General features: G+C 68.4%; 21 protein-coding genes. 14 read left to right on the top strand and 7 right to left on the bottom strand.

Features of this window, described 5'->3' with window-relative positions; all coding sequences use genetic code 11:
• The first annotated feature begins 9 nt into the window (after positions 1-9).
• The 6 genes from ACO2SS_RS21225 (at position 10) to ACO2SS_RS21200 (ending at position 5,482) form a co-directional block, all read left to right on the top strand.
• Entirely contained in the window at positions 10-588 is a 579-nt protein-coding gene (locus ACO2SS_RS21225; protein WP_423279819.1) for a TRAP transporter small permease, read from the top strand.
• Between the two features lie 2 nt (positions 589-590).
• Positions 591-1,898 (top strand): TRAP transporter large permease, encoded by a 1,308-nt coding sequence (locus tag ACO2SS_RS21220; protein WP_423279818.1) that lies wholly within the window; start codon positions 591-593, stop codon positions 1,896-1,898.
• Positions 1,899-1,937: 39 nt separating this feature from the next.
• Positions 1,938-2,912, top strand: coding sequence for a TRAP transporter substrate-binding protein (locus tag ACO2SS_RS21215; RefSeq protein WP_423279817.1), 975 nt, complete (start codon positions 1,938-1,940; stop codon positions 2,910-2,912).
• Between the two features lie 295 nt (positions 2,913-3,207).
• Positions 3,208-3,747 (top strand): PAS domain-containing protein, encoded by a 540-nt coding sequence (locus tag ACO2SS_RS21210; RefSeq protein WP_423279816.1) that lies wholly within the window; start codon positions 3,208-3,210, stop codon positions 3,745-3,747.
• Between the two features lie 121 nt (positions 3,748-3,868).
• A complete protein-coding gene (locus tag ACO2SS_RS21205) occupies positions 3,869-4,996 on the top strand; it encodes a 5-methyltetrahydropteroyltriglutamate--homocysteine S-methyltransferase (RefSeq protein ID WP_423279815.1) in 1,128 nt (375 codons plus the stop codon).
• Between the two features lie 78 nt (positions 4,997-5,074).
• Positions 5,075-5,482: a hypothetical protein gene (locus tag ACO2SS_RS21200; RefSeq protein WP_423279814.1), complete on the top strand. Its 408-nt coding sequence runs from the start codon at positions 5,075-5,077 to the stop codon at positions 5,480-5,482.
• A 59-nt stretch (positions 5,483-5,541) separates the two neighbouring features.
• Here ACO2SS_RS21200 and ACO2SS_RS21195 read toward each other — a convergent pair whose 3' ends face one another.
• Positions 5,542-6,693 (bottom strand): ceramide glucosyltransferase, encoded by a 1,152-nt coding sequence (locus ACO2SS_RS21195; RefSeq protein ID WP_423279813.1) that lies wholly within the window; start codon positions 6,691-6,693, stop codon positions 5,542-5,544.
• A gap of 121 nt (positions 6,694-6,814) precedes the next feature.
• Between ACO2SS_RS21195 and ACO2SS_RS21190 the strand changes: the two genes are divergently transcribed.
• Positions 6,815-8,152 (top strand): tetratricopeptide repeat protein, encoded by a 1,338-nt coding sequence (locus ACO2SS_RS21190; protein ID WP_423279812.1) that lies wholly within the window; start codon positions 6,815-6,817, stop codon positions 8,150-8,152.
• A 136-nt stretch (positions 8,153-8,288) separates the two neighbouring features.
• Here ACO2SS_RS21190 and ACO2SS_RS21185 read toward each other — a convergent pair whose 3' ends face one another.
• The 3 genes from ACO2SS_RS21185 to ACO2SS_RS21175 all read right to left on the bottom strand — a co-directional run bounded on the left by ACO2SS_RS21185 (position 8,289) and on the right by ACO2SS_RS21175 (position 12,186).
• Positions 8,289-8,783, bottom strand: coding sequence for a MucR family transcriptional regulator (locus ACO2SS_RS21185; RefSeq protein WP_423279811.1), 495 nt, complete (start codon positions 8,781-8,783; stop codon positions 8,289-8,291).
• Positions 8,784-9,071: 288 nt separating this feature from the next.
• Positions 9,072-10,928, bottom strand: coding sequence for a feruloyl-CoA synthase (locus ACO2SS_RS21180; RefSeq protein WP_423279810.1), 1,857 nt, complete (start codon positions 10,926-10,928; stop codon positions 9,072-9,074).
• Between the two features lie 49 nt (positions 10,929-10,977).
• Positions 10,978-12,186, bottom strand: coding sequence for an ABC transporter substrate-binding protein (locus ACO2SS_RS21175; RefSeq protein WP_423279809.1), 1,209 nt, complete (start codon positions 12,184-12,186; stop codon positions 10,978-10,980).
• A 173-nt stretch (positions 12,187-12,359) separates the two neighbouring features.
• Between ACO2SS_RS21175 and ACO2SS_RS21170 the strand changes: the two genes are divergently transcribed.
• Positions 12,360-13,304: a 3-hydroxyacyl-CoA dehydrogenase NAD-binding domain-containing protein gene (locus ACO2SS_RS21170; RefSeq protein ID WP_423279808.1), complete on the top strand. Its 945-nt coding sequence runs from the start codon at positions 12,360-12,362 to the stop codon at positions 13,302-13,304.
• Between the two features lie 54 nt (positions 13,305-13,358).
• The gene (locus ACO2SS_RS21165; RefSeq protein ID WP_423279807.1) at positions 13,359-14,252 is read left to right on the top strand and encodes a 3-keto-5-aminohexanoate cleavage protein; all 894 of its coding nucleotides are present in this window, start codon (positions 13,359-13,361) and stop codon (positions 14,250-14,252) included.
• Positions 14,253-14,255: 3 nt separating this feature from the next.
• Here the strand turns inward: ACO2SS_RS21165 and ACO2SS_RS21160 are convergent, their stop codons facing one another.
• Positions 14,256-14,900: a MarC family protein gene (locus ACO2SS_RS21160; RefSeq protein ID WP_423279806.1), complete on the bottom strand. Its 645-nt coding sequence runs from the start codon at positions 14,898-14,900 to the stop codon at positions 14,256-14,258.
• Positions 14,901-15,137: 237 nt separating this feature from the next.
• Here ACO2SS_RS21160 and ACO2SS_RS21155 point away from each other — a divergent pair, with 237 nt between their 5' ends.
• From ACO2SS_RS21155 to ACO2SS_RS21140, 4 genes are all read left to right on the top strand, one after another.
• Positions 15,138-16,310 carry a zinc-dependent alcohol dehydrogenase gene (locus tag ACO2SS_RS21155; RefSeq protein ID WP_423279805.1) on the top strand — a complete coding sequence of 391 codons (1,173 nt, stop codon included), beginning with the start codon at positions 15,138-15,140 and terminating at the stop codon, positions 16,308-16,310.
• A 12-nt stretch (positions 16,311-16,322) separates the two neighbouring features.
• On the top strand, positions 16,323-16,874 hold the full coding sequence (locus ACO2SS_RS21150; protein ID WP_423279804.1) for a cyclase dehydrase: 552 nt from the start codon (positions 16,323-16,325) through the stop codon (positions 16,872-16,874).
• A gap of 65 nt (positions 16,875-16,939) precedes the next feature.
• Positions 16,940-17,560: a hypothetical protein gene (locus ACO2SS_RS21145; protein ID WP_423279803.1), complete on the top strand. Its 621-nt coding sequence runs from the start codon at positions 16,940-16,942 to the stop codon at positions 17,558-17,560.
• 67 nt (positions 17,561-17,627) lie between these two features.
• Positions 17,628-17,843: a hypothetical protein gene (locus tag ACO2SS_RS21140; RefSeq protein WP_423279802.1), complete on the top strand. Its 216-nt coding sequence runs from the start codon at positions 17,628-17,630 to the stop codon at positions 17,841-17,843.
• On the opposite strand, the gene ACO2SS_RS21135 is transcribed toward ACO2SS_RS21140, so the two are convergent.
• Both ACO2SS_RS21135 and ACO2SS_RS21130 read right to left on the bottom strand, forming a co-directional pair.
• Positions 17,830-18,381 (bottom strand): RBBP9/YdeN family alpha/beta hydrolase, encoded by a 552-nt coding sequence (locus ACO2SS_RS21135; protein WP_423279801.1) that lies wholly within the window; start codon positions 18,379-18,381, stop codon positions 17,830-17,832. The genes ACO2SS_RS21140 and ACO2SS_RS21135 overlap by 14 nt on opposite strands.
• A 40-nt stretch (positions 18,382-18,421) precedes the next feature.
• Positions 18,422-19,678, bottom strand: a complete 1,257-nt coding sequence (locus ACO2SS_RS21130; protein ID WP_423279800.1) for a class I SAM-dependent methyltransferase — start codon at positions 19,676-19,678, stop codon at positions 18,422-18,424.
• A 218-nt stretch (positions 19,679-19,896) separates the two neighbouring features.
• Between ACO2SS_RS21130 and ACO2SS_RS21125 the strand changes: the two genes are divergently transcribed.
• A complete protein-coding gene (locus tag ACO2SS_RS21125) occupies positions 19,897-22,287 on the top strand; it encodes a DUF2235 domain-containing protein (protein ID WP_423279799.1) in 2,391 nt (796 codons plus the stop codon).

Raw genomic sequence — 22,287 nt, 5'->3', positions numbered from 1 at the left:
GGCGCCGCCATGATGCAAGCACAGACACCTCGCGAGGCGGGCCCGGTCCGGCGGCTGCTGGACGGGCTCTATCTTCTGGCTGGCTGGCTCGCCGGCCTCTTCCTGATCGCGATCCTCCTCCTGATGATGGGCCTGTCGCTCGGGCGCGAGGTGGGCTTCAACATCCCGGCCGGCGACGATTTCGCATCCTGGTGCATGGCCGCGATGGCCTTTCTCGGCCTCGCCCACACCTTCAAGCACGGCGACATGATCCGGGTCGGGCTTCTCATCGACCGCCTGAAGGGTCGGACCCGCTGGTTCTTCGAGATGTTCTCGCTGCTGATCGGCACCGGCTTCGTCGGCTACTTCGCCTGGTATGCGGCCGTCATGACCTGGCAGTCGTGGGAGTTCAGCGACACCTCGACGGGCGTCGTCGCGGTTCCGCTCTGGATCCCGCAGCTCGGATTCTCCGGCGGCCTTGCCATCCTGCTCGTCGCCTTCGTGGACGAGCTCGTCCATGTCGCGGCCGGCGGAATGCCCCGCTACGAGAAGCCGCCGCCGCAGAGCGCCGACGAGGTCATCGAGCGCGCGATGGAAAGTGCGGTCTGACCATGGCGATGATCGAAATCTCGGGGCTCCTGCTCCTCTTCCTCCTCGGCCTGCTCGCCGGGGGCGTATGGATCGCGATCGCGCTGCTCGCCTGCGGCTGGGTGGGGATGCAGTTCGTGGCCGGCGGTATCCCGGCGGGCTCGGTCCTGGCGACCACCATTTGGGGCAATTCCGCCTCCTGGACGCTGGCGGCCCTGCCGCTCTTCATCTGGATGGGCGAGATCCTGTTCCGGACGCGGCTGTCGGAGGAGATGTTCCGCGGGCTCGCCCCCTGGCTGAACCGGATCCCCGGCCGGCTCATGCACGTGAACGTGCTCGCCTGCGGCATCTTCGGCTCGGTCTCGGGGTCATCGGCCGCGACCTGCGCGACCGTCGCCAAGATCGCGCTGCCGGAATTGAAGAAGCGGGGCTACGACGAGAAGCTCGCGCTCGGCTCGCTGGCCGGCGCCGGCACGCTCGGCATCCTGATACCGCCCTCGATCACCATGGTGGTCTACGCGGTCGCCGCCAACGTCTCCATCATCCAGGTCTTCCTGGCCGGCTTCCTGCCGGGCCTCCTCGTGATGGTGCTCTATTCCGGCTACATCGCGATCTGGTCGATGGCGAACCCGGATAAGGCGCCGCCGCCCGAGCCGCCCTCCACCTTCCGGCACAAGCTGAAGGAATCGGCCAACCTCATCCCGGTCTCGCTGCTGATCGCCCTGATCTTCGCCGCGCTCCTGTTCGGCTGGGCGACGGCGACGGAATGCGCCGCCTGGGGCGTCGTCGCCTCGGTCGGGATCGCCTGGTGGTCCGGAAGCCTGTCCTGGCAGGCGTTCTGGCTATCTGTGATGGGCACCGTCCGGGTGACCTGCATGATCATGCTGATCCTCGCGGGCGCGTCCTTCATGTCGACCTCGATGGCCTATACGGGCATCCCGGCCGCGCTCGCGACCTGGGTCGACGGCCTGCACTTGTCGCCCTACGCGCTCGTGGCGGCGCTGACCGTGATGTACATCATCCTCGGCACGGCGCTGGACGGCCTGTCCATGATCGTCCTGACGACGACCGTCGTCATCCCGATGATCAAGTCGGCCGGGTTCGATCCGGTCTGGTTCGGAATCTTTCTCGTCCTCGTCGTGGAGATGGCGGAGGTGTCCCCGCCCGTCGGGTTCAACCTCTTCGTCCTCCAGACCATGTCCGGCAAGGACTCGAACTTCGTCGCGCTCGCCTCGCTTCCGTTCTTCTTCCTGCTCGTCGTGGCCGTCGCGATCATCACGATCTTCCCGGACATTGTGATGATCCTGCCGAGACTTGCTTTTCCTGCGTGAGACCCGGAACTTGCATCAATAGCAACAGAGGGAACGTAGATGAGATTGAAAGCAGTCGTCTTCGGTTTGTCCGTTGGCCTGCTTGCGGCGCTGCCCGCGAGCGCGCAGACCAAGTGGAACCTCCCCAACGCCTATCCGACCGATAATCCCCACACCGAGAACCTGTCCGCCTTCGTGAAGGACGTGGCGGATGCGACCGGGGGCAAGCTCCAGATTACGGTCCACGCCAACGCCTCGCTGTTCAAGGCTCCGGAGATCAAGCGCGCCGTCCAGACCGGCCAGGCGCAGATGGGCGAGGTGCTGATCTCCATCCACGAGAACGAGGATCCGATCTTCGGCCTCGACGTCGTCCCCTTCGTGGCGACCTCGTTCCCCGAGGCGAAGAAGCTTTGGGCGGCCCAGAAGGCGGCCGTCGAGACGAAGCTCGCGAGCCAGGGTCTCAAGCTCCTCTTCGCCGTGCCGTGGGCCCCGCAGGGCATCTATTCGAAGAAGGACATCAACTCGGTCGACGACATGAAGGGCCTCAAGTGGCGCTCCTACAATGTCGGCACCGCGCGCATCGGCGAGCTCGTCGGCGCCCAGGCCGTGACCGTGCAGGCGGCCGAGCTGCCGCAGGCCTTGGCGACCGGCGTGATCAACGCCCTCATGACCTCCGGCGGCACCGGCTACGACGCCAAGATCTGGGAATCGCTGACCCACTTCTACGACGTGCAGGCCTGGATCCCGAAGAACCTGACCTTCGTGAACAAGGCCGCCTTCGACGGGCTCGACAAGCCGACGCAGGACGCGATCCTGAAGGCTGCCGAGACCGCCGAGGCGCGCGGCTGGAAGGCCTGGGAGGAGAAGGCCGGCTGGTATCTCGACCAGCTCAAGTCGCGCGGCATGAAGGTGCAGCCGCCCTCCGAGAAGCTCGCCACCGACATGCGCAAGATCGGCGACCAACTCACGGCCGACTGGACCAAGAAGGCCGGCGCGCCCGGCCAGGCGATCATCGACGCTTACAAGAAGATGTGAGCCTCGCGATCCGAGCAGCTGGGGCGCGGGGGCGCGCCCCATCCGAGACTGGAAGCGGCCGGGATCGCGGGATCCCGGCCGTACTCGCATCTGCGATCCGCCCGATGGCTAGCTCCCCCTGAGTATTGAGAAGACGTTGCCGCGGCTGTCATTCCCTCCAGGGGTGCGCTGAAAGAGACTACGCCTAAATAGCCTTTGCCGATCTGGAATAGTCGTCGCAAGAACTCCGTTCTATATGGGGCGGATTCGGCGCGCTGCGTTGGTCCGTGGTCCGTGCTTCTGACGTGGCGTCTCGATGATTTGGGCAAGTGATGCGGAAGGGCATGCAACCTTCGTCAGCCCGGAATGGACGGCGCTGACGGGGCAGCCCCGGGACAAGGCCGAGGGCTGGGGGTGGCTCGAGATGATCCACCCGGCCGATCGCGACACCGCGCGGAACACCCTCACGGAAGCCAGCAGGGCGGCCGCCGCCTTCACCATGCAGCTCCGGGTGCGCGACGCTGCGGGCGACCACATCTGGGTCACGAGCGGCGCGATGCCCTCGTTCTCGCGGCAGGACGGCCGGTTCCTGGGGTTCCTCGGATCGCACTCGGAAACCGCCCCTCCCGTGCCGGAGAAGGCGCAGGGCAGGGTCGGCCTCTATAATCCGCCCTCATCGGGGTCGCCGGGCCGGCCCAACTCGGCGCTGGAAGCCATTGCCGACCACCTGCTGCTCGCACGGGCGGCGGCCGCCGAGGCCGGCGAGGACATGATCCGCAGCATCATCGACATGTGCCTGCTCGAGACCGGGCAGCGCCTCGCGTCGTCGCAAGGACCCGCCCCGAGCGGCGGCTGAACCGGTCCGTCCGGCCGATGCGGGCGTCCCGGCATCCGCTTCCCAGCAGCGGGGCGCGGGATTATGACCGATCCACGCCGGGCAGCCGGACAGTCGCCCTGGCGGTGACGGAGAGACGACCTTGATGCGTCAACGCCCCCCTTATCGCGCCGACATGGTCGGAAGCCTCCTGCGGCCCGCCCGCCTGAAGGAAGCCCGGGAGAAACACGGGGCCGGCAAGATCGATCAGGCGGCCCTGACGGCGATCGAGGACGAGGAGATCCGCAAGGTCATCCGCAAGCAGGAAGAGGTCGGCCTGCAGGCGGTCACCGACGGCGAGTTCCGGCGCGCCTTCTGGCATTACGACTTCCTGGAGCATCTGGACGGCGTGCAGGGCGTCTGGCTGGACCAGGGCGTCCAGTTCAAGGGCATCCAGCTCACGCCCAAGGGCCTGCGGGTCGTCGGCAAGATCGGCTTCACCAGCCACCCGATGATCGAGCATTTCCGGTTCGTGAAGGAGAACACGACCCGGACGCCCAAGATGACCATCCCCGGCCCCAGCATGCTGCACTACCGGAGCGGCCGGCAGATGATCAATGCCGGGCTCTATCCGGACATGGACGAATATTACGCCGATCTCGGCGCCGCCTACGCCAAGGCCGTGAAGGCGTTCTACGATGCCGGCTGCCGCTATCTGCAGCTCGACGACATTTCCTTCGCCTATCTGTGCGATCCCGAGCAGCGGAAGATGCTGGCAGATCGCGGCGACGATCCGGAGAAGCAGGGCGAGATCTATGCCGGGATGGTCCGCCGGGCGCTGCAGGACAAGCCGGCGGATCTCACCGTGACCATGCATCTCTGCCGCGGCAATTTCCGCTCCACCTTCATCGCCTCGGGCGGCTACGAGCCGATCGCCGACCTCCTGTTCAACGCGATGCCGGTCGACGGCTATTTCATGGAATGGGACACAGACCGGGCCGGCGGGTTCGAGCCTCTCCGTTTCCTGCCGAAGGGCAAGACGGTCGTCCTCGGGCTGGTGACCTCCAAGACCGGCCAGCTCGAGAAGCCCGAGGACGTGAAGCGCCGGATCGAGGAGGCGAGCAAGTTCGCCGATCTCGACCAGCTCTGCCTTTCGCCCCAATGCGGCTTCGCCTCCACGGAGGAGGGGAACACCCTCGCCGAGGACGAGCAATGGTCCAAGCTCCGGATGATCGTGGATGTCGCCCGGGAGGTCTGGGGCGATCCGGCGGCACCGGCGAAGGCCGCCTGAAGCCACGCCGCGCGCGGCACCTTGGCCCGGAACGATCGGCGCGGCCGGGCGTCAAGCCAGATCAGAGTGGAGTTCGAGATGGCAAAAGGCTCAAAGACGAAGCTCCCGAAGACGGTGGCGGGGATCAAGATCCCGAAGGGATTGCGGAAATCGGGCGTTCTCGAAACCCTGGTGGGAAGCCAGGCCGGTCGGCAGCTCCTGGCGGACGCGATCATGGCGGCGGCGACCGCCGCGGCATCCGTGCTGGCCGGGAAGGCCGTCGCGTCGGCTGCCCAGGCCCAGGAAGGCACGGCTCGCCCAGCTCAGAAGGGCAGGGAGGGCGGAGCCGGCGACGGACCCGGGGGCGCGATCGCGGGCCTGATCACGGAGGCCGCCGAGGCCATGCTGTCGCCCCGATCCGAAGCGCCCGAGAGCGAGAAGACCGAGAGCCGCAAGCCCAAGAAGAAGGGCAGCGAGGCGGGAGCGCCGAAATCGCTCCATAGCTGAGACGTCGCGCCGGGGACTTCGCCGCGCCGGGAGGCGCGGCCCGGCCAGCCCGCGTCGGCCTAGTTGGCGCTGGCGCCGGCGCGCAGCTCCGCGGCCTTCGTCCTGACCGCCATGGCGTTGCCGCGCCACTCGATCCGGACGGCCACCCAGGCATAGGCCCACATCGGCAGCAGCATCGCGTCGCGCACGAGGAAGATGAAGGGGGAACGCCAGGAGAGAGGCCACCCTTTCAGGCGGCTGATCGCGAACTCGGGCAGGTACCAGGCGAGCGCGACCCCGAGCACGGCAAGGGGCACGCTCGCGCCGTAACCTGCCGCCCACACCCCGCCGGCAATCATCGGAAGGAAGGCCCCGGAGGAGATCTCCGGCGCGAAGAACAGCGGGAAGGTCACGCGCCGCAGCCTCGCCCAGCGCAGCTGGCGGTACCAGACCTCGGACGCGGTCCGGCGCCCGAGCGGCTGCTGGAAGGGCGCATCGACCAGATGGACATGCAGGCCGGCCTTGCGGACGAGCTTGGTTGCCGCCGCATCCTCGGCGATCTCGGCGGCGAGAGCCCGGATGCCGCCGCGGCTGTCCAGGATGCTCTTGCGCCACAGCATGCTCTTGCCCTGCGCGAAGCCGAAGCCCAGGGCCTCACCCGCATATTGCCACCGGGCCTGCAGGCTGTTCAGGAAGGCGCATTCCACCTCCGCCCAGAAGCCGTCCGGATGCGAGCCGGCGGGGGTCGAGCAGACGAGGCCCGTATCGGGCCGCCATGAGGCCTGCAGCCGCTGGACGTAGTCGCGCGGCATCAGCACGTTCGAGTCCGCGAGGATCACCCATTCGTGCTGGGCCTCGTCCCAGCCGCGCACGCAATTGTTCAGCTTCGGATTTTCGCTGATGCGCTCTTCCCCGATGACGAGCTGGGAGGGGATGGCCGGATACGCGGCCATGAGCTTCTGCACGATCGGGATGATCGGGTCGGACGAGGATGCGACGCAGAAGATCAGCTCGTAATTCGGGTAGTCGAGCTCGAACCCCGAGCGCAGCGTCTGCTGGCTGAAGCGCTCGATCCCGCAGACGGGCCGGACGATGGAGACCGGCGGCGGATCGGGGGGGACCGGCAGCGGCGCGCGCGGACCCTTGATCCGGATGGTCGCGACGAGGAGGCTGACGAAGTTCACGAGGGTTGCGGCGAGACAGAAGGTGCCGGCCCAGAAGGCTACCGTCATCAGGCTCTCTTTCTGAGGATCCGTGGGGACTTAGAGACGCGACGGGACCGCCACAAGGCTCGTGGTGCAACACCCGCGCCTGAGTCTATGATCGGCCGGTCGCAGTATCGCGGGATGCATCATGCAGCAGGCTGCCGGCACCGGGGCTCAGGACGGCGAGCAGGCCGTCACGATCGAGGAGGCGCTCGACATCGCGGTGAGGGCGCACCGGTCCGGCGACCTCCGGACGGCGGAGGCCGTCTATGGCCGCATCCTGGCGGCGGCACCGGATTATCCGCCGGCGCTCCACTTCTACGGCCTGCTCCACCATCACACCGGCCGGTCCGATACGGCAGTCGAACTCATCCGCAGGGCCATCGTGCAGCAGCCCGACGATGCCGGCATGCACAACAATCTGGGAAACGTCCTCAACGAGCAGAACCGGCACGGCGAGGCCGAAAAGGCCTATGCCGAGGCCGTTCGGATCCAGCCGGATCATGCCGACGCCCTCAGCAACCGCGGCGTCGCCCTGAGGACGCTCGGGCGCCTCGACGAGGCCGAAGCCTGCTACCGGCGCGCCATCGCGGTCGATGCCGGCCATCGCGAGGCCTACGACAATCTCGGCCGCCTCCTCACCGGACGCGGGCGCGTCCAGGAGGCGATCGGCTGCCACGTGCGCGCGATGGAGCTACAGCCGCGCAACGCCGATACGCGCCGGCTCCTTGCCGCCGCCTATGCGGCGACGGGTGAACTGGCGAAGGCCAAGGACATCCTGGAGGCCTGGCTCGCGGACGAGCCGGGCAGCGCGACCGCGCGCCATCTCCTGGCTGCCGTCTCGGGCGAGAACGTCCCCGGGCGCGCCGACGACGTCTATGTCGAGACGATGTTCGACGGGTTTGCCGCGAGTTTCGATACCAAGCTGGCGAAGCTCGGCTACCGGGCGCCCGCCCTGGTGTCTGAGGCCGTCGCGCGGGCATGCGGAGAGCCGGCGGGCAATCTCTCCATCCTGGACGCGGGCTGCGGCACGGGGCTCTGCGGCCCCCTGCTCAAGCCATACGCGTCCCGGCTGGAGGGCGTCGATCTGTCGTCGAAGATGCTGGACGGCGCGAGGGCGCGCGAGATCTACGACGAACTCGCCCATGAGGAGCTGACGGCCTTCCTCCTGCGTCAGCCGGGCCGGTACGACCTCGTCGTCTCTGCCGACACCCTCTGCTATTTCGGGGCGCTGGAGACCGTGCTGGCCGCCGCCGCACAGGCGCTCCGGCCGGGCGGCGTCCTCGCCTTCACGCTGGAGGAGGAGATGGCAGCCGGCGAGGTGAGGCTGAACCCGCATGGCCGCTACAGCCACCGCGAGGATTACGTGCGGGCGGTGCTCGTCCAGTCCGGCCTGGCGGTGGCCGGGATCGAGCACGAGGAGTTGCGGCAGGAACGTGGTCTTCCCGTCGCCGGGCTGGTCGTGACGGCACGGAAGCCGATCTGACCGGATGCGTTCCGCATCTCGCGGGTGAGATTTCTGTCCGCAACGTGGACAGTTTCCGGATCAACTTGGATCATCGGGCGCCAGAAACGAAAAACCCGGCCACTTGGGCCGGGTCGACTTTGAGCCAGGGGTGGGCTCAGCTTTCGGCGGTCGCCTTCGGGCGGCCGCGGCGCTTCGGGGCGGCAGCCGCGGGAGCTTCCGCAGCCGGCGCTTCCGCCGTCTTCTTGCGGCGCTGCTGGCCAAGGCCGAGGGCCTTCGCGAGCTCCGAGCGCTGCTTGGCGTAGTTGGGGGCGACCATCGGGTAGTCCTTCGGCAGGCCCCACTTCTCGCGGTATTCCTGCGGGGAGAGGCCCCGGCCCGAAAGGTGACGCTTCAGCGACTTGTAGCGGCGCCCATCCTCAAGGCTCACCAAGTAATCCGGCGTGATCGTCTTCTTGATCGGCATCAGCGGAGTCGGCTTCTCCGGCTCCGGCGCCTTCTTCTCGTCCAGCTTGCGCAAGGCAGTGTGAACCGAGGCGATCACCTCGGGCAGCTCGGCGGACGGAATCTTGTTGTTGGCGACGTAGGCCGAGACGATCTCGCTCGTGAGCTCCACCAGTTCTTGCGGCTGGATGTCCGTGGCGGCTTCCATGTTCAAACTCTCGTCGATTCGTATGCACGATACTATGGTGGGGGTCTGTATAAGGGCTTCTCTCACGATATCCAGACGTGAATCGCGGGTTTTTGAAATATTTTTGGGTTGCCGCACGAATTCCTGTGAGAGGATGAAGATCGGTCCCGGGATTGGGCAAGTTGTCGCGATGCTCGGCGGCGGGGCGACCAAACCTTAATCCGCCTTCAGCTTCATGGGGACCCGCCGCAGGGGCGGGTAGCCCCTTGATCCAGGGGCCATGACCGGCGCGCGAGCGCCAGCGGAGCCTCAGGTGTTCGCCGGCCGGATGACCCGCGGGGAGGGCGGCTCCGCATAGAGCTCCTCGACCAGCGCGGCCCGATTGCGCAGGACGGCCCGCTGGTTGATCGAGCCCTTGTCCGTCATCTCGTTCAGGTCGATCGAGGGCGGGCTTTCGAGCAGCATCACCGCGGCGATCCGGTTGGAGGAGCCGGTGGATGCTTGGGCGAGGCGGGCCAGCACCTCGGCGAAAGCCTCGCGCACCCGGGCATGCGCGAGGAGATCGAAGGCCGAAGCAACCGGGTCGAGATCCGGGCAGAGCGCGCGGCATTCGTCCAGGTCGGGGACGATGAGGCCCATCACGGCATCCCGATTCTCGCCCGAGAAGGCGATGTCGCGCGCCAGCGGCGCGGCGGCGTTCAGGAACTGCGCCCGGAGCGCCCCGACGCTCACCCAGACGCCCGTCGTGAGCTTGAAATCCTCGTTCAGCCGGCCGTCGAAATAGAGCCCGATATCCGGGTTCTCCGGATCAACGAAGCGCAGCGCATCGCCGAACCGGTAAAACCCTTCGTCATCTTTCGACGCATTCGTCAATTCTGGGTTGCGCCAATAGCCGGGCGTGATGTTCGGGCCCTTCACCCGCGCCTCGAGCTTGTCCTCCACGGGCGCGAGCTTCAACTCGACCCCGCGCGCCGGGAGGCCGACCCGCCCGGAGCGGCACTGGTCCGGCCGGCAGACGAGCGCGAAGGGCGCGCTCTCCGTCGCTCCGAGGCCGGTCAGCATGGGAATGCGCTCGCCGGCATGGGCGACCGCGATTTCGTCGAGCGCGTCCCAGATCGGCTGCGGCAATCCGGCCGCCGCGAAGAAGGTCAGCCCGAGCCGGCGGAAGAAGCTCTCCCGGAGCACCTCGTCGGATCGAAGATGCGGGATCAGCGCCTCGTAGCCCTTCGGCACCGTGAAGTAGGCCGTCGGCGAGACCTCGCGCAGGTTCCGGACGGTCTCGCCGATGAGCGCCGGCACCGGCCGGCCGTCGTCGATGAAGAGGGATCCGCCGTTCGACAGGACGATGTTGAAGTTGTGGCTCCCGCCGAAGACGTGATGCCAGGGCAGCCAGTCGACCAGGACGGGCGGCTCCTCGGTCAGGCAGGGGAAGCTCGCCTGAAGCTGCGCGGCGTTGGCGCAGAGCATCCGGTGGGTGGTGATGACGGCCTTCGGCAGCCCGGTCGAGCCGGACGTGAACAGGAATTTCGCGATCGTGTCCGGCGTGACGCTCCGGTGGGCGGCGCGGGCGGCCGCGCGCTCGCCGGCTGCCTCCGCCTCGAAGCGCTCCAGCGGGATCGCCTCCCGGTCCGACAGCGCGCCTTGGCCGAGCACGACGGGGATTTCTGGCGCGACCGCGGCTTCGATCGCGCGCCCGAACACCGCCGGGTCCGAGGCATAGACGAGGCCGGGCGTCAGGATGCGCAGCACGTCCCGCAGGCGCTCGAAGCCGCCGCCGACCGTCGAATAGGCCGGCGAGACCGGGGCATAGGGGATCCCGACATGCATGGCGGCGAGGGCCAGTGCCGCATGATCGAGGTCGTTTCCGGACAGGATGACGAGCGGGCGGTCGGCGGAGAGCCCGCGCGCCAGCAGCGCCGCGCCGATGGCCTCGGCCCGCGCCAGCGCCCCGGCATAGGTCAGCTGCCGCCAAGCCTCCGTCCCGTCCCGCTTGGCCACGAAGATCCGGTCCGGCGCCGCCGCGGCGTGGCTCAGCAGCCAGTCCGTCACCCGGTCGGGATAGGGGCCGAGCGGCTCGATGCAGCGGATATGGACCGTTCCGTCGGGGCGGAAGTCGAAGGCGTGCTGGTCGGAGGCGAGACGGACCGGCCGAAATGGGGCGCTCACGAGCTCGATCCTCCGTGCAAGGGCGGGGCCGCGGGGGCCCCGGCTGCCCTTATCCCTTCACGAGCGGGCAGCCGCCCTCCGCCAGCGGTCTCCAGGCCTGCTCGGCCGGGATCGTGCGGACCGGCTTGAAGACGTCCCACTTGCCCGTCGACTCGGCCGGCGTCTTGGTGGTGAGGAGATACATCGGGTGGAGCTTGCGGCCATCCTCCCGAATGGAGCCGGCGCCGAAGATCGGATCCTCCGTCGGCAGCGATTTCATGGCCGCGACCACCGCCCGGCCGTCGGCGGGGCCCCCGGCCTTCTCCACGCCCTTCAGGTAATGCAGGACGGCCGAGTAGACGCCGGCCTGCATGTCGTTGGGCGCGTTGCCGCGCGGGTGGCGCTCCATGTAGCGCTTGGCGAAGGCGCGCGAGCCGTCGTTGAGGTCCCAGTAATAGGGCGTCAGGATGTAGACGCCCTGCGTCGCCTGGAGCCCGAGCGAGGGCATGTTCGTCACGTTGAGGATCAGGCCCGCGAGCTGCTGCTTGCCGCCGATCCCGAACTCGGCCGCCTGCTTGAGCGTGTTGGACATGTCGTCGCCCGCATTGGCGAGGCCGATCACCTGCGCGCCGGAGGCCTGGGCCTGGACCAGGAACGACGAATAATCCGAAGCGCCGAGCGGATGCCGGGCGGCGCCGATGACCTGCCCGCCCTGGGCCTTCACCTCGTCCGCCGCGCTCCCCTCGAGGTCCTTGCCGAAAGCGTAGTCGGCCGTGATGAAGAACCAGCTCTTGCCGCCGTTCGCGACGAGCGCCCGGGCGAGGCCGTGGCCGAGCGACCAGGTGTCGTAGGTCCAGTGCACCGTGTTTGGCGAGCACTGGCGCCCCGTCAGTTCCGCCGTGCCGGCGCCCGAACCGACGAAGACCTTGTTCTTCTCGCGGGCGAGGCTCGAGACCCCGAGGGCGATGGCGGAGTTCGGCACGTCCATGATGGCGTCCACGCCCTCCTGGTCGAACCAGCGGCGGGCGATGCCGATGCCGACATCGGTCTTGTTCTGGTGATCGGCCGTGACGACTTCGATCGCCCGGCCGGCAATGGTCTTCTTGCCGAAATCCTCGACCGCCATGCGGGCCGCGATCACCGAGCCCTCGCCCTGGTAGTCGGAGAAGACGCCGGACTGGTCGTTGAGGATGCCGATCCTGATCGGCTTCTCCTGTGCCGACACTGCGGTCGCGGCCAGAGCACCGGCGAGCGCCAAGGTGAGACCCAGCTTCCCCATCAGCGTTCCTCCCGACGCGGTTCCTTCTTCCAGGGCGCCGCGGGCGGGCCTGGCCGAACCGTCCTTGGTATTCCGAGCAGGTTTTTGGAGGGCGCGCAAGCCGGTTGCCTTGGCAACGGTTATCGGGCGATATCAAGGGCAAGAGGGTGCAGAAAACCCGCGCGGGAGGATCAGTGGCTCAGCGGACCATCAGGCGGATCGCCGTAGTCGGCACGGGCGTCATCGGCGCGAGCTGGGCCGCCTGGTTCCTCGCGCGCGGCTTCGATGTCGTGGCGACCGACCCCGCACCGGATGCCGAGCAGCGCCTGCGGGACTACGTGGCTTCCGCCTGGCCCGCCCTCGAGACGCTCGGCCTCCAGGCGGGCGCCTCGCGCGACCGCCTCCGTTTCGTGCCCGAGCTCGAGCAGGCCGTCGCCGAGGCCGACTTCGTCCAGGAGAACGGCCCCGAGCGGGAGGACGTGAAGCGCGAGCTGTTCCGGCGGCTCGGCGAGGCGACCGGGCCGGACGTCATCCTGGCATCGAGCTCCTCCGGCTTCGGGCCGAGCGTCTTCCAGGACGCCGCCCGGCACCCGGAGCGCGTGCTCGTCGGCCATCCGTTCAACCCGCCGCACCTCATCCCGCTCGTGGAGGTCGTGGGTGGAGCGCGGACCTCGGAGGAGGCGATCGACGCCGCGATGGGCTTCTACGCCGCCATCGGGAAGCACCCGATCCGGATCCGCAAGGAGCTCGTCGGCCATGTCGTGAACCGCATCCAGGCGGCGCTCTGGCGCGAGGCGTTCCACCTCGTCGAGTCGGGAGCCGTGACGGTCGCGGAGGTGGACGCCGCGATCGCGCATGGTCCGGGCCTGCGCTGGGCCCTGATGGGGCCGTGCCTTCTGACCCACCTCTCCGGCGGCCCGGGCGGGATTGCCTACACGCTGGATCATCTCGGCCCCCTGATGGAGCGGATGTGGGCCGATCTCGGCGACACCCATGTCACGCCCGAGCTGAAGGCGAAGCTCGTCGCCGGGATCGAGGACGAGTTGTCGCCGGTCGACCGCACCGCGATGCTGGCGGAGCGCGACAGGCTCCTGATCGATCTCGTCTCGGCCAAGGAGCGGGCGAAGAACCTTCCATAACGGGGCGCGGGTCATGCGCCAGCGGGACCGCAGGCCGCCATTCAGGAGAGCGACATGTCCAAGGTGATCGTCACGGTGGCCCCGACGGGCGGGATGGCGTCGAAGGCGCAGAATCCGAACTTGCCGACGCAGCCGGACGAGATCGCCGAGTCGGTCTACCGGTCCTGGAAGGCGGGGGCCGCGATCGCGGCTCTTCATGCCAGGCGGCTCGACGACGAGGCGACCTGCAACGACGCGATCTACCGCGACATCAACACCCGCGTCCGGGCCAGGACGGACATCATCATCAACAACTCGACCGGCGGCGGCTCGTCGGGGGACATGCTCGTGCCCCGTCCCGACGGGCTCTACGAGTCGAATTTCGAGGAGCGCCTGAAGGGCTGCGAGGCCGGCGCCGAGATGGCCACCTTCGACGGCATGACCTTCGCCGACGTCCATGGCGGCAAGGAGATCCTGGTCGTGACCACCCCCTCGCGCTGCGAGTTCCTCGCCAAGCGCATGCAGGAGCGGGGGATCAAGCCGGAATGGGAGGTGTTCGGCCCGCAGCACATCCTGCAGGACGTCACGCGGCTGATCGAGAAGGGCTACGACAAGCCGCCCTACTACATCAACATGGTGCTGGGGGCGGACAAGGGCTTCCAGGGCGCGATGCCCTATTCGCACGACATCCTGGCCGCCATGATCCGGCTCCTGCCGCCGCAATCGATCTTCTGCGTCTCCGGGATCGGTCCGGCCCAGCTTCCGGCCACCACGCAGGCGATCCTGCTCGGCGGCCATGTCCGGGTGGGGCTGGAAGACAACAACTACTACGCGCGCGGAAAGCTCGCGACCAACGAGATGCTGGTCGAGCGGACCGTGCGCATCATCCACGAGCTCAACATGGAGCATGCCTCGCCCGGAGAGGCGCGGGAGATCCTGGGCCTGCCGCCGGTGCGGATCGGCGGGTGACGCTCAGCCCCGCACGCTGTGCACGAACTCGGCGACGCCCGTGAGGGCGATCTGCGTGCCGATGCAGAGGAGCAGGAAGGCGGACAGGCGCGAGACGATGCGCGCGCCTGACTGGCCGAGCAGCGCAACGAGGCGGTCGGCCGACCCGTAGGCGAGCGCGACGGTGACGGCCATCGCGAGCGCTGCCGCGGACGCCGCCGTAACGAAGCCCAGATAGCCCGGCGCACCCGGCGCCACGGTCGAGCCGAGCGCGACCGCAACCGAGATCGTGCCCGGGCCGGTCGTGAAGGGAAGGGTAAGGGGGTAGAACGCGATCGCCTCCAGCCCCTCGGATTCCTGGGCCTGGTCGGTCTTGGCGCCCTCCCGCTTCTCCGGCTGATGCAGCAGCTGCCAGGCGAGGCTCGCCACGATCAGGCCCCCCGCAAGCCTCAGGGCCGCGAGGCTCACGCCGAAGAACGACAGGATCGGGCCGCCCGCCCACAGCGCGACCAGCATCACGAGGGCGGAGTAGATCCCGATCCGGCGCGAGAGGGCCACCCGCTCCCCATGCGTTCGGGTCGCCGTGACCTGGCTGAAGATGATGGCTCCGCCGATCGGGTTGATGATCGAGAACAGGGCCGAGAAGACGAGCAGGAAATTCTGGACCACCCCGTTCACTTTCCTGCTGTGCCCCGCGCGATGTCCGGGCCGACTTGGTAGCCAATCCGCCAGCATCAGCAAAGCAAGGCTCCGGCCCTCTCACGGTCCCAAACCGTACGAAGACCCGAAAGTCCGAACGAGACCCGGAAGGGCAAGTTGAGCCTCACACGGGCGGTCGGCGACCGCCTGCCCGGCATCGAGCCCGCCACAGTCCGTTTGAAGCCTGCCCGCGAGGAGACAGCCACTATGAAAGCGCTCGTTTGGCACGGAACGCAGGATGTCCGCTGCGACAGCGTTCCCGACCCCGAGATCGAGGATCCCCGTGACGCCATCATCAAGGTGACGAGCTGCGCGATCTGCGGGTCCGACCTCCACCTCTACGACCACTTCATGCCCGGGATGCAGAGCGGCGACATCCTGGGCCACGAGACGATGGGCGAGGTGGTCGAGGTCGGCTCGGCCGCAAAGAGCTCGCTGAAGGTCGGCGACCGGGTCGTGATCCCTTTCACGATCTTCTGCGGCGAATGCGACCAGTGCAAACGCGGCTTCTACTCTGTCTGCGAGCGCTCCAACCGCAACAAGGCCATCGCCGACAAGGTCTTCGGCCACGCGACGGCGGGGCTCTTCGGCTACTCGCACCTCACGGGCGGCTATCCGGGCGGCCAGGCCGAGTATCTGCGCGTCCCGATGGCAGACAAGACGCATATCAAGGTGCCGAAGGGGATCCCGGACGAGAAGCTCCTCTTCCTGTCCGACATCTTCCCGACCGGCTGGCAGGCGGCCGTCCAGTGCGAGATCGAGCCGAACGACACGGTCGCGATCTGGGGCGCCGGCCCCGTCGGGCAGATGGCCGTCCGTTCCGCTATCCTGCTCGGCGCCAAGCAGGTCGTCTGCATCGACCGGCTGCCCGAGCGCCTGTCGATGGCGGCGGCCGGCGGCGCGATCACGATCAACTTCGCCGAGGAGAGCGTCGTCGAGCGGCTGAACGAGCTGACCGGCGGCAAGGGCCCGGAGAAATGCATCGACTGCGTCGGCCTCGAGGCGCACGCCACCGCGACGCTCGATTCCATGTATGACCGGGCCAAGCAGGCGATGTTCCTGGAGACGGATCGCCCGCACGTCCTGCGCGAGATGATCTATGTCTGCCGGCCGGCGGGCGTGCTCTCCGTGCCCGGCGTCTATGGCGGGCTGCTCGACAAGATCCCCTTCGGGGCGGCCATGAACAAGGGCCTGACCTGGCGCATGGGCCAGACGCACGTGAACCGCTGGACGGACGATCTCCTGAAGCGGATCGAGGAAGGGCAGATCGATCCCTCCTTCGTCATCACGCACAAGGTCGGGCTCGAGGACGGGCCCGAGATGTACAAGGTCTTCCGCGACAAGCAGGACGGCTGCATCAAGGTCTTCATCCAGCCCTGACGAGGTGATCCCATGGCCAACACGCTTCCCCGGACGGCCCTGAAGGGTCGCTCGCAATCCGCCAACGACAAGCTCGCCTCCGGGCTCGGCTGGTTTTCCATCGCGCTCGGCGCGGCCGAGCTCTTCGCCCCGCGTGCCATCTGCCGCTGGCTCGGCATGGAGGGGCACGAGAACCTGGTCCGCGCCTATGGGGTCCGGGAGGTCGCGACCGGCGTCGCGATCCTCGGCAGCCACGATCCCCAGCCCTGGGTCTGGGGCCGGGTCGGCGGCGACGGGCTCGACCTCGCGACGCTCGCGACGGGGCTCCACGGCGACAACCCGAACAGGGGCAACGTCATGGTCGCCATGGCGGCGGTCTCCGGCGTGACGGCGATCGACGTCCTCTGCGCCAATGGCCTGACGAGCGAGAAGGGCGGTCCGGACACGGCGATCACCGACTACTCGGATCGGAGCGGCTTTCCGAAGGGCATCGAGGCTTCGCGCGGGCTCGCGCTCGACGTGCAGCCGCAGAACCGCCTCACCACGCCGGAGACGCAGCGCGCCTTCCCGCACGCGGCGGCCTGACGCTCGCAAGCGGGCCGCGTCGGAGGACTGGACGCGGCCCGCCACTCGGCCCACCGTAGGACGTGGTGGGGGGTGCCGAAGGTGGTGTCGTGGATGCCGTAGGCGGGCGAGGGCGGCTGGCTGGTGTGTTTGCCACGGCCGTTCTTCTGGCGATGTCCGGCGCCGGTCCGGGGCGACATGCCTCCGCGCAGGAGCGGACGTTCCGGCTGGCCGACGCTGCCGACGACGAAGCCTGGAAGGCGCTCGAGGCCGAGCAGGAGCGCCGTCGCCGCGCCCGCCAGCCACCGGCCGCGGCCGAGCCGGCTCCACGAGCCGAGCAGCCACGGGGGCAGGTGGGGAGGAGCCCCGCGCCCGCTCCAACTCCCGCGAAGCCGGCCCGCCGGCCGGAGCGCCCGAAGCGCGAGGCTCGCCCCGCCGCGCCTGAATCACGGCCTGCCGTCAGGCGGCCTGCACTTGCGCCGCAGGTCGCCCGGCCGAGGCACGTCCCCGAGGAGAGGGCACGCCCGGTCCAGGAGCGGCGTCCGGCCCCGGTTGCCGCCCGTCCTGCAGCCACGAGCAGGGCCGCGGAATGCTACCGGGCGGTCGGCATCCAGACCGATGCGAGCGGGAGGCCGCTGCGAGATGTCGGCGCCCTTTCCGACGAGCGCTCGCAGGAGGCCTTCATCCGCTGCGTCGACGGGCGGTGAGGAGGTCGCGCTAACCGATCGGCAATCCCTGCGCGGCTACCCCTGGGCGGGTATTCGGGGAACGACCATGTCGAACGACGATCTCGCGGCCTGCCTGCGCATGCGAGCCAGCCTGGCCGGAATCATCGATCTCGACCCCGAGGGCGTGGCCGCGAGGCTCGCCGAGATGGACGAGCAGATCGCGCGCCTCCGGACCCAGCTCGGCATCGAGGAGAAGCGCCCGGCGGCCGGCGGCTTGCCGATCGAGGTCATCCCGATCGGCGCGCGGGTCAGAGCTGCCTGAGAAAGCCGGCGAAGCGCATCAGGCCTTCCGGCCAGGGGCCGTAGCCGCTCTCCGTGTTCATGTGCCCGGCCTGGCCGGCATCCACGATGAGCGCGCCCCAGGCATAGGCGAAATCCTCCGCCCGCTCATAGGCGCAGAACGGATCGTCGCGGCTGGCGACGAGCAGCGACGGGAAGGGCAGGGGATCCCGCGGCAGCGGCCGGAAGCTCGGATCGATCTCGGGCGGCACGTCGGGCCGCTCCACGTCCGGCAGGCCGACCAGGAAGGCGCCCTTCACGGCTCCGGCCGGCAGCAGCGGGGCCGCATGCGCGACCAGCGCGACGCCCAGCGAATGGGCCACCAGGACGACCGGCCGGCTGCTCGCCTCCACCTCGGCCACCAGTCGGCGGGTCCAGCTCTCACGGACCGGCCTGTCCCAATCCTCCTGCTCGACCCGGCGCGCAGTGGAGAGCTTCTGCTCCCACCGGGTCTGCCAATGGTCCGGGCCCGATCCGGAGAGACCGGGCACGATCAGGATGTCGGCATCGGATGTGCGCATGGGCCGGAGGTAATGTGTCTCCGGGCGGAGGTCGAGCCGGCTATTCCGCGGCCACCGGCATGGCGGCAAGTTCGGAGGCCCGGAGGGCCGCCTCGCGCTCGCCGATATAGTCGCGCGTGATCGGCAGGACGTCGTTGCGCCGGCCGAGCTGGATCTGGAAGACGACCACGTCCTCCCAGCGGAACGCCGCCTCGCAGAGCGAGAGGTAGAATTCCCACATGCGGCAGAACCGCTCGTCGTAGAGCCGCATGGCTTCGTCGCGGCGCGCCATGAAGCGCTCGCGCCAGGCCTTCAGCGTCTCGGCATAGTGGAGCCGGAGCACCTCCACGTCCGTGACCATGAGGCCCGAGCGCTCGATGGCCGGCATCATCTCCGTCATCGTGGGCAGGTGGCCGCCGGGGAAGATGTACTTGCGGATCCACGGATTGGTGTAGCCCGGCTCGCCCGTGCGCCCGATCGTATGGAGCAGCATGACGCCGTCCTCGGCCATGAGCCGGGCGCAGGACTCGAAAAACGCCGGGTAGTCCTTCGGGCCGACATGCTCGAACATGCCGACCGACACGATGCGGTCGAAGGTGCCCGCGGTGGCGCGGTAATCCTCCAGCTCGAAGGCGACCCGGGGGGCGAGGCCTTCGCGTACAGCCAGGCGGCGGGACGCCGCGAGTTGCTCCTCCGAGAGAGTGATGCCGCGCACCCGCCCCGCGCCGGCGTGGCGGGCGAGGTAGACCGCAAGGCCGCCCCAGCCGCTGCCGATCTCCAGGACGCTGTTGCCGGGCTGGACGAAGAGCTTGGCCGCGATGTGCCGCTGCTTGGCGCGCTGCGCGTCGTCGAGCGGCCCGTCCCCATGCTCGAAATAGGCGCAGGAATATTGCCGGTGCCGGTCGAGGAAGAGATCGTAGAGCGTGCTGGAGAGATCGTAATGGTGCGCGACATTGGCTTTCGACAGCCGCGCATCGTTCCGGCCGGCGAGGCGCCAGGCGATCGAGCGGAGCGTCGCCGTGGTCGGGATGGGTAGCTTCGACCGTTCCGCGTGGCTGTCCTGCAGGAGCAATTGCAGGAACTCCATCAGCGTGCCCTGCTCGACGAGGAGGCGGCCGTCCATGAACAGCTCGCCGAGCGCCAGTTCCGGATCGAGCACGAGCGTTCGCGTCGCGCCCTCGCCGACGAGCCGGACGGCGACCTCGGGCTGCCCGCCATCGCCGGCGCGCAAGATCTGGCCGGCCTCTGTCGTGACCCTGAGCGTGCCGCGCCGGACGATGGTCGCCAGCGCTCTGGCAAGAAGGCGATCGAACACCATGGCGTGGTCCCGACAGCAAACCCGACGACGATAAGATTCGCCGACGCTTCCCTTTCCGCAAGAGAGAAGGTCATGCGCACGCGGCATGACTGCCGGTTGTGTCAGGGGTCGAACATGCAAATCACCGCGGGATCGTCCACCGGCGAAGCCCCGATGAGGGATTGCTCGTTGCGACTTAAGGTTGCAATATCCCTGCCTCGCGGGTGGGATTGCCGATAATGCAGCAGAGCGCGCGGCCGGGCACGTCATCTCCACGCAACATCGTCCTGTTCTCGGACGGCACGGGAAATAGTGCCGGCAAGCTGTTCAGAACCAATGTTTGGCGAACCTATCAGGCGCTCGACCTGAAGGACCCGCAGCAGCCTCTCCAGCCCCGCCAGTTTGCGCTTTATGACGACGGCGTGGGCACGTCCTCCTTCAAGCCACTTGCGGTGGTGGGAGGGGCGGTCGGCTTCGGGCTCGCGCGCAACGTGCGCGACCTATACGCCTTCGTGTGCCGGACGTACCGGCCCGCTGGCGCAGTCTCCCCGGATCAGCCTGCTGATAGGATCTACGGCTTCGGCTTCAGCCGCGGTGCTTTCACGATCCGCGTGTTGATGGGGCTCATCCTGACCCAGGGACTGGTCGAGTACGATGGGGACGAAGCGAAGCTCGAGCGGGATGTCGCGGCCGCCTGGCGGCAGTACCGGCGGGAGCGATACACCTCGGCGTGGCCCTTCGTGGATCTCTTCCGCGGTGCGCGGGACGCGGTGATCCGGATCCGAAACGGGCTGATGCGCTACCAATCCTATGCGCAGGTTACTCGGATCGGCACGCCGTACGGCCTGAACGGGGATCCTATCGAGATCGAGTTCCTCGGACTGTGGGACACGGTCGACGCCTATGGCCTGCCCGTCGACGAACTCACCCGCGCTATCGACCAGGTCTTCTGGCCCCTGTCGATGCCGAACTACAACCTCGATCCGCGTGTGCGGCGCGCGATGCACGCCCTGTCTTTGGACGATGAACGCAACGCGTTCCATCCGCGGCCCTGGAACGAAGGTCCCGCCGACGTCGTCCGCGCCGGGCAGCAGGAGCCGCCCGCGCCGGGAGAGCCCTGGCAGGACCGGAGCCGCATCAGTCAGGTCTGGTTCGCCGGCGTGCATTCGAATGTGGGCGGCGGCTACCCGGACGACGGCCTCAGCTATGTCCCGCTGATGTGGATCCTGCGCGGGGCCGAGATCGCCGGTCTTCGCCTGGAGCCGCAGATCGTCGCCGAGTACACGGCCCTCGCCGACGAGAACGGGCCGATCTACGATTCCCGGAAGGGCCTCGGCAGCTACTACCGCTACAATCCCCGCCGCATCGCCAATGTGCTCGCCAAGAACGAGCTCACCGTTCAGGCCGTGAAGGTCCATGAGAGCGCGTTCCGCCGCATCAGGGCGGGCCTAGACGGCTATGCGCCGATCGTCCTGCCACCTTCGTTCGAGGTGGTGAAGATCGACGGCGAATTCGTCGAGGGCGCGGGCTATCTCGGCCAGCCTGGGACGCCCATTCTGCCGAAAGAGACGGAGCTCGTCTGGAACTGGGTCTGGCGCCGGCGCGTCGCCTATTTCCTGACGCTCGGGCTGACCTTGGCCCTGCTCGCGATGCCTCTTTATGCGCCGACGGCCCCGGGCGGCGCCTGCACCTCGACCTTCTGCTTCCTCGCGACCCCAATGGGCTGGCTCGCGGCGCTCCTGCCCTCGTTCGCCGGAACCTGGCTCAACGTTTTCCAGGCCAATCCAGGATGGTCGACGATTCTATCGCTCGCGATCCTCGCCGGCATGCTGGCAGGCTCTGCGCTCTCGGTCGCGATCTCCGACCGGATGCGGCTCGCCTGGTATAATCTGACGCCGCTTCGGCCGGCCGGCATCACGCCCGCTCCCGTGCGGCCCATGCGCGGCTTCGAGGCGGCACTTCACCGTTTCCGGTGCAGTCGGCTCTACCACGGGGTGAACTGGTGGATGAGCCAGCGTATCCTGCCGGGCGTCTTCGTCGTGCTGGTTGCTTACGCCGGGATCGCTCTCACGACCCGGGTCGCGCTCGCCGTCTCAGAGTCCGTCGGCGGCGTCTGCTACGAGAACGGTAGCCGGAGGGCTGACGAGACGATCCTGACACGCCGGTCCTGCAATGCGACTCCCTTCCGATTGGAGCGGGGCGGCGTCTATCGGCTCAGGCTCAGGATCACGGAGCCATGGACCTGGGCCGACGGGCCGGCCCCGGTCGGCGGGACAGCTGTTCCGGCGAGCCCCAACGGCATCCTCCGGAATGCTGCGCCCTGGTACATGCCCGCCGGTGTCCCTCTCCGGCGGCATCTCGTCGAACCCTGGTTCCGCATGATAGCCCGCATCGGCGAACGCGGTACGGACAGCTACTCGCTCGTGTGGCGGCGCATGGACAGCCCCTCGGGATCGGACGTTCCGGCCGAGCCGGGACAGGTCTGGGAGGCGATCATAACGGCCGGGTCCACCGGCCGCCTCTTCTTGTACGTGAACGACGCGACCCTGTACCCGCTCTTTGCTCCGTTCTACTCGTCCAACAAGGGAGCAGCGGCGCTGGAGGTCGAGGCAGCCGTCGGTGCGACCTGA

The organism is Enterovirga sp. CN4-39 (assembly GCF_049446235.1).
Taxonomy (GTDB): domain Bacteria; phylum Pseudomonadota; class Alphaproteobacteria; order Rhizobiales; family Beijerinckiaceae; genus Enterovirga.
The sequence above is the reverse complement of the archived record's forward strand: the minus strand, read 5'-3'. Positions and strand labels throughout refer to the sequence as shown.

What these genes read in the sequence shown, in the direction of transcription:
- ACO2SS_RS21225 (WP_423279819.1), top strand. Translation starts at nt 10, where the DNA reads ATGATGCAAGCACAGACACCTCGCGAGGCGGGCCCGGTCCGGCGGCTG.
- ACO2SS_RS21220 (WP_423279818.1), top strand. Translation starts at nt 591, where the DNA reads ATGGCGATGATCGAAATCTCGGGGCTCCTGCTCCTCTTCCTCCTCGGC.
- ACO2SS_RS21215 (WP_423279817.1), top strand. Translation starts at nt 1,938, where the DNA reads ATGAGATTGAAAGCAGTCGTCTTCGGTTTGTCCGTTGGCCTGCTTGCG.
- ACO2SS_RS21210 (WP_423279816.1), top strand. Translation starts at nt 3,208, where the DNA reads ATGATTTGGGCAAGTGATGCGGAAGGGCATGCAACCTTCGTCAGCCCG.
- ACO2SS_RS21200 (WP_423279814.1), top strand. Translation starts at nt 5,075, where the DNA reads ATGGCAAAAGGCTCAAAGACGAAGCTCCCGAAGACGGTGGCGGGGATC.
- ACO2SS_RS21195 (WP_423279813.1), bottom strand. Translation starts at nt 6,693, where the DNA reads ATGACGGTAGCCTTCTGGGCCGGCACCTTCTGTCTCGCCGCAACCCTC.
- ACO2SS_RS21190 (WP_423279812.1), top strand. Translation starts at nt 6,815, where the DNA reads ATGCAGCAGGCTGCCGGCACCGGGGCTCAGGACGGCGAGCAGGCCGTC.
- ACO2SS_RS21185 (WP_423279811.1), bottom strand. Translation starts at nt 8,783, where the DNA reads ATGGAAGCCGCCACGGACATCCAGCCGCAAGAACTGGTGGAGCTCACG.
- ACO2SS_RS21175 (WP_423279809.1), bottom strand. Translation starts at nt 12,186, where the DNA reads ATGGGGAAGCTGGGTCTCACCTTGGCGCTCGCCGGTGCTCTGGCCGCG.
- ACO2SS_RS21165 (WP_423279807.1), top strand. Translation starts at nt 13,359, where the DNA reads ATGTCCAAGGTGATCGTCACGGTGGCCCCGACGGGCGGGATGGCGTCG.
- ACO2SS_RS21155 (WP_423279805.1), top strand. Translation starts at nt 15,138, where the DNA reads ATGAAAGCGCTCGTTTGGCACGGAACGCAGGATGTCCGCTGCGACAGC.
- ACO2SS_RS21150 (WP_423279804.1), top strand. Translation starts at nt 16,323, where the DNA reads ATGGCCAACACGCTTCCCCGGACGGCCCTGAAGGGTCGCTCGCAATCC.
- ACO2SS_RS21140 (WP_423279802.1), top strand. Translation starts at nt 17,628, where the DNA reads ATGTCGAACGACGATCTCGCGGCCTGCCTGCGCATGCGAGCCAGCCTG.
- ACO2SS_RS21135 (WP_423279801.1), bottom strand. Translation starts at nt 18,381, where the DNA reads ATGCGCACATCCGATGCCGACATCCTGATCGTGCCCGGTCTCTCCGGA.
- ACO2SS_RS21130 (WP_423279800.1), bottom strand. Translation starts at nt 19,678, where the DNA reads ATGGTGTTCGATCGCCTTCTTGCCAGAGCGCTGGCGACCATCGTCCGG.
- ACO2SS_RS21125 (WP_423279799.1), top strand. Translation starts at nt 19,897, where the DNA reads ATGCAGCAGAGCGCGCGGCCGGGCACGTCATCTCCACGCAACATCGTC.